We start from the raw sequence: 11,468 nt of genomic DNA on the forward strand, positions 1-11,468 counted from the left end.
CACAGCTCGATGGCCGCCTTTTTATTTTTCTAATTAACAGGAATTAAATAGAATTAAATAGAATTAAAAACAATGGCTATCGCACAATTTATGGCGCGGATTATTGGGTAATAACGGCATCACGTCTAGATAATAATTTTGTGTTGTTCAACAAAAAAAATTGAACAGACAGCTAGTTCAACAATTTTTATTGATTGAAAATGCCAATATAGACTGAAAAACAAGCAACTTAGGGAAATAAAAGTAATTGATTTAAAAAGCGTTATACAAAATAAATACACAAAAATGACAAGTTAAGCTTACAAAAAAGTGATGCTAAATAGTGTGCAAAATAAGAAGAGAATGGGCAGGATATAAGCGCACAATAATAAAATTTATTTTGTGCGCTTATTGTGTGATTGTTGTGTGGTGATGGTTATGTGGCGATGGTTATGTGGTTCTAGATATTTGCTTGTATCTATCAAACAAGTTAAATGAACTACTTTATCTCTCAACAACTGGTTATTGAGAGAGTGTTTAACAAAGAAATCCGCGGAAATAACGGTGTTGTATCGCTTTGCTTATCCAGAACTGAGGTTACTTAAGCTTAGTCACCAGAATTTGTTCAACGCGAACACCTTCCAGATCCAACACCTCAAACTTGTAACCTTGGTGGGTAAAATGGTCGGTGCGTTTAGGTAAACGTTTCAGTGTATAAATCATAAAACCAGCAATCGTTTCATATTGAATACGATCAGGAAACTCTTCAATCGCCAGGCAACGCATCACTTCATTAATTGGTGTTAAGCCCTCAATCAACCAAGACGAATCATCCCTTTGTACTATTTGCTCTTCGTCTTGATGCGTGATCAATTCACCCATAAAGCTGCTCAACAGATCTTTTACCGTCACAATACCCACCACAGTGGCGTATTCATTAACAATCACCGCAAAAGGTTGAGTCGCCACTTTAAAGGCATTCAATGCTTCAGAAAGCGTCAATGTTTCAGGTAAGTAGAACAAATCTTTATCCACCTGTGTTGGGTGAATTTGTGCCAACTCCCCTTTTAACACTAGGCGTAAAATCTCTTTTGATTCAATACTGCCACGAATTTTATCCAAGCCACCATCACACACTAGAAAGTCATTATGAGGCTGTTCAATAATTTTCTTGCTGATTTCATCGCTACTATCATCTAAATCAAAAAAGATGATCTGGTCACGCGGAGTCATCACACTCCCGATGGTGCTAACTTCTAAATCAAACACGTTACCAATCAATTGATATTCTTGCTTTTGCAAACTGCCATCTTCCGCGCCCGCATCCATCATTGCGATAATATCTTCCGTTGTCACCAACTCCGTACGCTCGGTAGGAATACCAAACAAACGCAGCATAATATTAGTCAGGCCGTTAAACAAAAACACCGCCGGCATTAACAAAAAGGTTATCCAGCGCATCAAGGACACAATACGAATAGCCACCGCTTCCGGCATAATAATAGCCAACCGTTTAGGTAATAAATCAGCAAACAAAATAAACAAAGAAGTTAGGCAAATAAAAGAAAGGACAAAACTGACTTCACCCAATAACGGGCCTTGATAAAACAGACTGACCATCTTACGAATATAAGGGGTTAATGCTTGCTCACCAATAATACCGCCAAGAATAGAGATACCATTTAATGCAATTTGCATCATTGCAAAAAAGTTACCCGGTTGCTGTTGCAGCTCAATCACATCAAGTGCTTTAGCACTGCCTTCATCCGCCATCACACGTAGCTTAATCTTCCTAGCCGCCGCAACCGAAATCTCCGACATAGCAAATAAAGCACCTGCTAGTATTAATAAAACAATGCTCAACACATCACTCATCTTCCAACCCTTTCATCACACTATAGCCACCCAAATTGATGACTATTTAACACATTATCAATACGCCTTAAGCAACCAATACCGGCTTTATAGCGCTAAAATTAGCCGCATTATAGAGCGAGTTTCAAGTTCGACAATGGTTATTTTTTTAAATATGAAAAGCCACCAGCGTGATTGGGTTAAGCAATTGAATTTATGTGGAAAAGTGAGGAGTTATTTGGAATTATTTTTGATTGATGTGATAACGAATAATAGAACAACTTAAAATGAAACTATTAATAGTTTGTAAAGTATTAACTTAGCGCCTAGTTATCTACGACCGTTAGGAGATATTTTAAATCAATGGGTTAACGCCATATCAATTTGATGCTTTCTTCGGGCGCGTTGTATACTCTTAATCCTTAAGAGTATACATTATGAAACAATTGAATTGAGCTTGCCAGTCCCATTCACTCATAAAAACTCTAGCTATTCTCTCGGTTTCTTTAGACGATTGGCGACAACTACCACTTACATTAATATATTTTATTTATCAGGATATACATTGTGATGCCAGACCAAAAATGCATAAAAAATCCGCTTACTTACGCTATCTTTTTTGTTGCCTTTCTTATTTTGGGATTTGTTATTAGTGTCATTTTGGTTGATATTATTGTTGTTGATAGCTCTAAAGCTCAACTAACAAGACTTGAGCAAGAAAATATAAACTTAAAGACTGAACTTAAATTAACTATGACGGTTTCAAAATATCAAAATAATATTGATATAAAGCTCATTCGATTAGAAGAAGAAGCCCTAAATAGGAATAAGGAGGTAAGAACTCTTACTGAGCAATTAATAATAAATCAAAATTATAATAATAAATTACTTCAAAAATTTAAAGCTCTGGAACAAGAATCCTATAAACTCAAAAAAGAAAATGCCGATCTTATACAACAGCTTGAAATTGAAGGAACTAAAAAATGACCCTCATAGCAATAATACAAAAGTTATTATTAACGTTAGTGGCTGCTTTAGGGTTCGCAGTTAGTGTGTTTATCACTCTTGTTTTAACTGGAAAAATAGTAGCTTATCACTCGCCAGAATTTGGAAATTGGGCAATGTGGGTAGGAGCTCTAGCAACTGTATTCGCGGCTATTGGCACAGTAGGCACCCTTGCATTTATAATCTTAGATAATAAATATAAAGCTAAGCTTGCGCTATCTAAGGCTTCACTTGATGAGCAAAAAGAAATTATAAACGGACTGGTTTCTGTTCTCAAAGACAGACAATTGTCTACAGAGGAAAAATGGGTGGTAATTGAAAATACATATTATCGTCTAAACGCAAGCTACATAGGTATACTTGATGAAGTCCATATTAAACAGGCAAAAAGTAATTATCTAAGCGTAATCCCCTATTTAGAGTCTTTTTACTACAAGCTTGAACAACATGACTTCTTACCTCTTCCTAAAGGTTTGAAACTCCAATACCCACTTACAGCAAATAATTCTGATGTAACCATTGCAGCCGAAATTCTTGCAAGTAGTTGGATAAAATACGTAGCAGGAAAAACAAGTTTCTATGAAAAAAATAGGTTTGAGAATTATGAAGTTAGCTCAGCTTTAGAAAAGAATTTTGCTTTGATTTTAATAGCATTTCTATGCCATAAATCTCACAAGCCACTTGATATTGATAAACTTAATAAAAATTTTAAACAATTGTATAAACATAATTATTTAAAAAAATGGGATATATCATTAGAAATTAATCGAAAATATTCTGCATTATTTGCACATTTACTTTTATGCGAAACATACAGCGCCAAAAGGTATAACTATAATGGAAAAAAAACTATTCCAATACCTTCACTTCATGTTTATGCGCCTGAAAAAACTTGGGTAAAAATAGGGAGTTTACAGGTTACTTACCCCAATAAACTAAGCCATGTAAAGCAACCTCGGCAGAACATTACAAATTAAATTTTTTAACAAGGACAAAAACTGCTTTTTTTCACTCTTCAAATAAAACATACTCAACTTGGATCAGAAAAGGACTCGGTTAGCCTTTCCTTTGCTTACTTTCCTTTGGCCACTCAAAGGAAAGTAAAGTCGCCGCAAGGGCGAAACAACAAACAAAAAATAATAAAAATGACTGAATGAGCGCAGACGAACATCAACCCCATAGCTATATAACTACACAGTGACATGGTGTTTATTTAAAAGGAATATCTACATAATAAAATACTGCATAACTCAAAAAGCTAAACTACGCCGTCGATACTGGTACACCATCACTATATAAAAAAGACGGATCTGCAGCATCCGCCTGCACATTAATCGACAACATAGTTACTTGACCAACAATATTCGCAAATGACGCATCCGCTGCATCAAGGCCAATCCCCGCCCTAACCAACCCACTAATGGGCGCCATACGGGTTGCATCAAAAAGATACCAACGATCTTCCAAATAAACTTCAAAGAAACCATGAAAGTCAGGCGGCTTTAATCCAACCGCATAACCCGACACATAGCGTGCTGGGATCCCCAAAGCACGACATAGCGCAATACTCACATGTGCAAAATCACGACAAACACCCGCACGCTGAATGAGCACATCACAGGCACTTGTCGAACTATCTGTACTGCCCGCAACATAATCAATATGCGTATTGACCCAGTTACAAATTTCCTGAACGCGCGAGTAACCACTGGCTAACTGACCAAACTCTTTCCAAGCAAAGCGCCCTAATCGGTCTGATTCACAATAACGACTCGGGCTTAAAAAAGGCAGAACAGAAGCCGGTAGCCTTTTATGTTCTACTTCATTTAAATAAAATACGCGTTCTATTTCTGGTGATAATTCGACGCTGGCATTATATCGAATGCTAAGCTCACAGGGCTCTGTTGTTAAACGCAAGCCACGACAACCAAAATCATTAAGTTGAAACCATTCACTGTCGATGGAAGGAGAGATAATAAGATTTTCTTGTACTGTTGTTTGATGCACAGTATTCGCAGCTGCAATGTTAAAAACAAAGCTTGAGGGAGATTCAACGGTATAAATAAGCTCTGAAGATATATTGACTAAATACATAACATACAACCTCTAATGGATGTTCGCCATAACAACCAATAAATACAGATAAAGCACGCTGTATTATTGAATCTTTTATCTAAATAAACGAAATTCTCCTGTCTACATTAATTGATTTAACTCGCCGAGTATATGCACAATAAGTAATGAAAGCCTTTCATTTTTAATGAAAAAATAAAAACACCTCCTATAGGGTATGCGCCACACCTGAAAATAATTAAGCTTAATAAATAAGACACAAATTAAGATTAAAGCGATTAGAGTAGTTAAAGTAATTAAAATTAAACCAGTTAGACTTAAACCCATTAGAAACTAAAAGTGTTCTAAAAAATAACGTTTTTATTTTGTAAGTGCGCCTGTTTCTCCGTTTAAAACCTTATTCATTTAAGCAATTTAGGCAATATCCATCCCCGTTATATTTTCTTAAAAGCATGGCTTTTAACAAAACCAAACCAGAGATTTGAATAATTTCGTAATTTCCACCTTACTAGGGTATAAATAATGTGCTTTAAATAGGGCCAACCTTCGTGCATGAATATAAATAAAAAGAGAAAAACCCGACTGCTTACCTACATCATTCACGTATTTAAAGAGTAATATTTTCATCAAAAGACAAGGCTAAATCACTATATAAGAAACAAAGTATTAACCGGCAGATATCAGGTGTTTTTTTGTTAACAAGTCCTGTAACATCTCCAAAAATACCTCGTAGGAGTTACTTACATGCAAATTCATCAGAGCTCTTACTATGGTTTTACAGTAATTAACGATTTAATTTCGTATTAAGTCCTTACAACTTATTTGACACACTACAGTTTACTTTTATCAAAAATCTATTGTATTTAATGGGTTTTAATATCAACCAAGTTTTAATATCAACCAAGGTTAAATTTAATGCGTAAAAATCTGCCCGTTATCGATCAACGAAAAACATTCTCTCCAGATTCCAAGTTAATTTCAGTAACAAATAACGATGGCAATATAACTTATTGTAACGATGCTTTTGTTGAAATAAGTGGTTTTTCGCGTGATGAGTTAATTGGCCAACCGCATAATCTAGTCAGACACCCTGATATGCCACCAGCAGTATTTGAAGTAATGTGGGAGCACCTAAAGCAAGGTAAACCTTGGATGGGTTTGGTTAAAAACCGCTGCAAAGATGGGCAATATTATTGGGTTGATGCCTATGTCACACCCGTGACTGAAAATGGTGTAATTATTGGCTATGAGTCTGTTCGGTCATGCCCTAAACAGGAGAATGTAGAAAGAGCAGAAAAGCTTTATAAACGAGTAACTGCAGGAAAGGGACTGAAGAAACCTGCGCCTGTTTCAGCGCCAACTATATTTACAAGTGTCATGTTGATTTTGTCTATTGTTAGTTATATAGCAGGGTCAATACCCGTTGCATTTAACCTTCTTGTTTGTTCAACTATTTTATATGGCATTTGGGTTAGCGCGGTAAAAAAGCGCATTATCACTAATTTTTCTCAATGTACAAAACATAACTTCTCACACGAACAAGCAGTGCAATCCTATACAAACAACACTGGTATGTTGGGTAGTTTAGAAGTGGCAATTCTTAGTCAAAAGGCTCATTTAACAACTATTATTAGTCGTATTGAAGATGCGGCAAAAAAAGTGTCTGCAAGCTCTCATCAATCATCGACACTTGTGCAAAACTCTAAAAATAGCCTGGAGCAACAACAGTCAGAAACCACGCAAGTTGCAACTGCAATGAATGAAATAACATCAACAATTGCAGAGGTCTCTGAACGAGTTAACGATACGGCAAAATATACTGAAACTGCATTTGGACTTGCTATAGAGGGTAAAAAACTATCTGAAGTTACCAGTAATTCAATCAATGAACTTCGAGAAACGGTGCAAACCATTAGTCAATCGGTTATTAGCGTATCAGAACAAGCAAAATTAATTGCTACAGCGACGAATATGATTGAGAAAATTGCAAAACAGACCAATTTACTTGCATTAAATGCCGCGATTGAAGCCGCTCGAGCAGGCGAACAAGGCAGAGGTTTTGCGGTTGTTGCCGATGAAGTGAGAAACCTTGCGAAGAATACACAAGATTCAACCAGTGAGATTTATAATATCGTTGAATTATTAACCCAAAAAACAGACGATGCCGTCGCTCACGTACAAAAAGGCACCATTGAAGCCAATAACGGTTTAGAAAGGGTATTAGAGAGTGGGGAAATGCTTAATGGTATTGTTGACTCTGTTGGTAAAATTTCAGATATGTCTATCCAAATCGCCGCAGCTGTTGAACAGCAAACTCACGTATCTGAAGATATTAATCGCCAAGTAGTCAGTATTTCAGACTTAACCGATGACAATGTAACTATTACAAGCGATGCAGCCTCTTCTATTAATGACCTGAGTAAAACGGCTGACGATCTTCATGAGCTAGTGATCCGCTTTAAATAACTTCCAGTCATTGAATAAGCAGGTAATAAAAAAGTATCAATGGATGGGGTCAGTATTGCCTTCCCCATTGATTTAAATCATCTTCAGTCATATATTTAATTTCAGCAAAATTTGCAAAATTAACAGTTAATAATAGGTAGGAATTTGAATACGTCAATTGTGTTATAATAGCTTTATTGATCTAAGACAATTTGATCTACGTTTAGATTAGAATCTTATAATTGGGATAGGTTACTTTTAAGTGACTAATGAGAGTGTAGAGCTAACCGAAGAAGCATTGCCTTTTGCCCCATGACCTAAAATCACTTCGAATAAGACCATGCTCAACATAGTTACATCCAGCCACGTTAAGCCTTAGCAAATCATCAATTGCTTTTAGCAAAGCGAAACAGGATAAAATACTACTAACGAACATGAAAATACCATGATCAGCACAAACGTATAGTATTGATATCAGTACGATGCCAGCACTGGGTTTTGATATGGAATAAAAAAGTGATTTATTTGCAAAGCCAAACAGAGTGTTTGGCTTAGATTTGGACTGAAATTATAATTCTATACATTGTTCAGACGATGACGATTTACCAATACTGTTTGATGCACTAACACGATAGCAGTAAGTTTCACCTACTTGAACACCTTCGTCATTATATGATGTTGTATTTTCAGCAACATAATACGTAGTTCCATAATCAACATTAGATTGAATACGGCGCTCGATAATAAATTCTACTTCATTATCAGAATTATCACCCCAAGTGATATATAAATCGACTTCACTCGCTTGTTCTGACTCAGGAGTGCTGAGTAAATCATCGGTATTTGAAGACGTATCCGTTTGTTGTGTGCTTTCTTCTTCAAGAATAGATTCATTAACAATCGCTCCATTATCAATCGACTCACTAAGAATAGGAGTCTCACTTCTTGAGTCCTCAACTAGAGTGTTCTCTGAAGTAGAGTCTTCTACTGCATCATCTTCTGTGGCGATTATTGTATCTAATGACTCTTTAGCAGCAGATTCTTCACTTGAATCAGCTTGTTCTGATACTTTAGCTGACTCTGAACTTGATGAGCCAGATGAACCACAACCCATTAATAAAACAGGACAAAGACATAACATCGCTTTAAATAGCGTGGTTTTTAAAATCATCATTTTTGTCTCCAACAAAAGTGATGATTCAGAAATTTTTATATATAACAGAAGAAAAAAATAAAGAGGATAAATGAGAAGTATCATCGCCTCGGTAACTCCGCTACCGTAGACAATAAATTGTCAATAGGCCGGTGGTTTTGCGTATTAAGGTTTCCCTTAAGTTGCCTTTTTCTAGCTAATAATATTGTAATTACTGAATCAGATGCATTAGCGCAATAGATTATTATTTATGATATTAATTTATCGAATTGATAAAAATTAAATTAGACAATTATTTATAGCACGCTTAAATTTTAATACAAATTCGAAACATCCTTTATAAAGCAATAAAATGTAAATATCATTATTTATCAACACATTAAAATTAATTATTAATAAATCAAAAAAATATAACACTTATCTGTAGCAGTCTATTGTTTCAAATAATCGCAATCTAATTACTCTTTGGATTCGCGTAATAAGGACCAAGTTATTTTTTGAACGTCAGGAAAAATGGATAAAAGGGAAATGTTAATTTTGGTAACAAATTACCTTGGTTACGTAATCTATTAAATGGTCCATTACGTGTTCTATTAAGTAGCTCAATAATGAAGCAGCCCTTTACATAAAAAATAACGAAACAGCATTTAACAGGTATAAATAGATAATGCGTTAAATTGGTGTGTTACAAGCCTTACAATGATTGGCGCCTATTGTATTCTTGGGGTGTACAACCAAACTGTATTTTGAACGCTTGGATAAAACTGCTGACACTTTTATACCCTAATTCATAGGCTACGGCCGTTGAACTTTCACCTTCAGATAATTGCACCAATGCATTCATTAATCGAAACCGGCTTCGCCATTGACGAAAGGTCATACCAGTTTCAGTTTTAAAGAGTCGTTCAATGGTTCTTACACTTGCGCCAGCTAACCTAGATAATTCTACTAATGAGAGCGACTGCTTAGGGTGCAGCACAATATAGCTAACTAGACGTTGTAACCTTGGATCATGTCCTGAATGTATACACGCGTTAACCGCGGGCAAGATTTCTAATTCATCGATTGCTACTAAACCCAATCGTTGTTTACGTATTTCAGATAATGTTTGCTTGGTATCAGTTAAACGCAATATTATTTGTTGTAATAGCGGACTAATAGCGACCATCACTATCGTTTGTTCTTTCTTCCGTACTTTATAACTGGGGTCGATACATACCCGTTATCATTCAAGATGCAAAAATCAGCAAGACGTGAGGTGAACAGGTTCTAGGCATAAAGTTGAAGATATAATGAGTTAAATCGAAACTTTATAACAACGAAGATGGTTATCTCACGGCATGCCCTGTGGGTCGCTAACTCGAAAACCAATACTGCGTTGTAACATTCGATAAGGATTAACCATTGTCGTCATGTTACGCCTTGTCTTGATGTCCGAGTTAGCGACTGAATAATGCATATTGAGTGGTAACGGGTATTAATTACGAATACGTGTATTGGTTTCGCTACTAACTTGATGGGTAATATCACCAGGGATCCACATTGCATGTGAAGAAGGAACAACCCAAACGTTTTCTTCTCCTGTCACTCGCAATACACCTTTCTCAGCCCATAATAATTGACCTCGAGGATGAGCATGGGACATGATGTTAGCTTCTGCCGGCATACTCCTTTGATGGGTAAGTAGAGGTTTGGTCGAGTCTACAATAAAGGCGACATTGCTCGGAGGTAACATTGTCGCATTAGCGATATCTTTTGTCATAATAACCACTTAAAACGCCAACAAAGGTCAGATATCATAGACGCATCAACGTCTTCGTTGCAACATTTTTCAACACAACAAGGATCACTGTCGTGGCGCCTACACTTAATTTTAAAAGCATAGCTGCATTTACGGCTATTGCTGCCGCTCTCTATATGATGGCGTTTCCATTAGCAAACTATCCCGTTTCATTTTCATATAGCGCTGCAGTTATACTAATAACTCTGACCTGTTGGAGTGCTTCATTGCTCCCCCCTTTCTTAACTGGATTAATGTTTTTTGCTTTATCAGTGATATTGCAATTAATCGAACCTAGTGCTTTATTTTCAGGATTCTCATCCACCGCTGTTTGGCTTATTATTTCAGGGTTTATTATTGGCTCAGCTATTTCCACCTCAGCTTTAGATAAAAAATGTGCATCATTCATCGCACCACATTTAACACTTAGCTATCCACGACTTATCTCAGGGTTAGTGTTTAGTGCCATTATTTTAGGGTTTATTATGCCCTCTTCAGTTGGTCGCGCCGTGGTATTAATTCCAGTGGGGATGGCGCTTGCTGAGCATGTGGGCTTTGCTCAAGGAAGTAATGGCCGTAAAGGTGTGGCAACGGCGTTAGCAATTTCATGCAACATGCCTAGTTTTGCGGTACTACCAGCAAATATTCCTAATATGATTTTAGTCGGATCCAGTGAAACACTGTTTAATGTACACTTTGGTTATATGGAATATTTACTATTACATTTTCCAATACTAGGAATTGTTAAATCACTCTTAATTATATACTTAGTATTGAAGTTGTTTCCTGCGTCAATTGTCGACAAACCTACTAAGAGCCTGCATGCTCAGGATACAAATGAACCGAGTGACCATATACATATCAATAAATTACAAAGAAAAGTTGTCATTATTCTCGGACTCACCTTACTGTTTTGGATCACTGACTCAATACATGGTGTGAACCCAGCTTGGGTCGGTCTTGTTGCGACTATCGTTTTATTATTACCACGATGGGGTGTACTTGAAACAAAGAAATTTAACAGTTCAGTTGATTTTGGTACCGTCGTATTTGTTGCTGCAGCACTCGGCTTAGGTACATTGGTTAATGTTTCAGGTGTAGGTGCGTTTATGGGAGAAGCATTTACTCATTTATTACCGAGCGCATCGGAAAACGGCTTTTTTAGTTTTATGTCGCTTT

The 11,468-nt window shown here is 36.4% G+C and carries 9 protein-coding genes and 1 riboswitch; of the genes, 4 read left to right on the plus strand and 5 right to left on the minus strand.

The features are described 5' to 3' along the window. Window positions 1-576: 576 nt before the first annotated feature. Window positions 577-1,854, minus strand: coding sequence for a polyamine export protein PaeA (gene paeA / locus MT391_RS06105; RefSeq protein WP_166369844.1), 1,278 nt, complete (start codon window positions 1,852-1,854; stop codon window positions 577-579). Between the two features lie 549 nt (window positions 1,855-2,403). Between paeA and MT391_RS06110 the strand changes: the two genes are divergently transcribed. Continuing rightward, window positions 2,404-2,820, plus strand: coding sequence for a hypothetical protein (locus MT391_RS06110; protein WP_499497221.1), 417 nt, complete (start codon window positions 2,404-2,406; stop codon window positions 2,818-2,820). Continuing rightward, window positions 2,817-3,815 carry a hypothetical protein gene (locus MT391_RS06115; protein ID WP_499497222.1) on the plus strand — a complete coding sequence of 333 codons (999 nt, stop codon included), beginning with the start codon at window positions 2,817-2,819 and terminating at the stop codon, window positions 3,813-3,815. Before MT391_RS06110 ends, MT391_RS06115 begins: the two co-directional genes overlap by 4 nt. A gap of 286 nt (window positions 3,816-4,101) precedes the next feature. On the opposite strand, the gene MT391_RS06120 is transcribed toward MT391_RS06115, so the two are convergent. Next, window positions 4,102-4,932 (minus strand): transglutaminase-like domain-containing protein, encoded by an 831-nt coding sequence (locus MT391_RS06120; RefSeq protein ID WP_499497223.1) that lies wholly within the window; start codon window positions 4,930-4,932, stop codon window positions 4,102-4,104. Between the two features lie 894 nt (window positions 4,933-5,826). Between MT391_RS06120 and MT391_RS06125 the strand changes: the two genes are divergently transcribed. Continuing rightward, a complete protein-coding gene (locus tag MT391_RS06125; protein ID WP_499497224.1) occupies window positions 5,827-7,377 on the plus strand; it encodes a methyl-accepting chemotaxis protein in 1,551 nt (516 codons plus the stop codon). A gap of 547 nt (window positions 7,378-7,924) precedes the next feature. On the opposite strand, the gene MT391_RS06130 is transcribed toward MT391_RS06125, so the two are convergent. From MT391_RS06130 to MT391_RS06140, 3 genes are all read right to left on the minus strand, one after another. Continuing rightward, on the minus strand, window positions 7,925-8,530 hold the full coding sequence (locus tag MT391_RS06130) for a hypothetical protein (RefSeq protein WP_499497225.1): 606 nt from the start codon (window positions 8,528-8,530) through the stop codon (window positions 7,925-7,927). An 87-nt stretch (window positions 8,531-8,617) separates the two neighbouring features. Continuing rightward, a riboswitch (cyclic di-GMP riboswitch) is annotated at window positions 8,618-8,706 on the minus strand. Window positions 8,707-9,203: 497 nt separating this feature from the next. Continuing rightward, a complete protein-coding gene (locus MT391_RS06135; protein ID WP_499497226.1) occupies window positions 9,204-9,677 on the minus strand; it encodes a helix-turn-helix domain-containing protein in 474 nt (157 codons plus the stop codon). Between the two features lie 309 nt (window positions 9,678-9,986). Next, window positions 9,987-10,271, minus strand: a complete 285-nt coding sequence (locus MT391_RS06140; RefSeq protein ID WP_499497227.1) for a cupin domain-containing protein — start codon at window positions 10,269-10,271, stop codon at window positions 9,987-9,989. Between the two features lie 92 nt (window positions 10,272-10,363). Here MT391_RS06140 and MT391_RS06145 point away from each other — a divergent pair. Beyond that, on the plus strand, window positions 10,364-11,468 hold a 1,105-nt coding region (locus MT391_RS06145), incomplete at its 3' end, for an SLC13 family permease (RefSeq protein ID WP_499497228.1).

The sequence above is a fragment of the Vibrio sp. 1-Bac 57 genome, assembly GCF_037546855.1.
Taxonomy (GTDB): Bacteria; Pseudomonadota; Gammaproteobacteria; order Enterobacterales; family Psychromonadaceae; genus Psychromonas.

What these genes read in the sequence shown, in the direction of transcription:
- paeA (WP_166369844.1), bottom strand. Translation starts at nt 1,854, where the DNA reads ATGAGTGATGTGTTGAGCATTGTTTTATTAATACTAGCAGGTGCTTTA.
- MT391_RS06110 (WP_499497221.1), top strand. Translation starts at nt 2,404, where the DNA reads ATGCCAGACCAAAAATGCATAAAAAATCCGCTTACTTACGCTATCTTT.
- MT391_RS06115 (WP_499497222.1), top strand. Translation starts at nt 2,817, where the DNA reads ATGACCCTCATAGCAATAATACAAAAGTTATTATTAACGTTAGTGGCT.
- MT391_RS06120 (WP_499497223.1), bottom strand. Translation starts at nt 4,932, where the DNA reads ATGTATTTAGTCAATATATCTTCAGAGCTTATTTATACCGTTGAATCT.
- MT391_RS06125 (WP_499497224.1), top strand. Translation starts at nt 5,827, where the DNA reads ATGCGTAAAAATCTGCCCGTTATCGATCAACGAAAAACATTCTCTCCA.
- MT391_RS06130 (WP_499497225.1), bottom strand. Translation starts at nt 8,530, where the DNA reads ATGATGATTTTAAAAACCACGCTATTTAAAGCGATGTTATGTCTTTGT.
- MT391_RS06135 (WP_499497226.1), bottom strand. Translation starts at nt 9,677, where the DNA reads ATGGTCGCTATTAGTCCGCTATTACAACAAATAATATTGCGTTTAACT.
- MT391_RS06140 (WP_499497227.1), bottom strand. Translation starts at nt 10,271, where the DNA reads ATGACAAAAGATATCGCTAATGCGACAATGTTACCTCCGAGCAATGTC.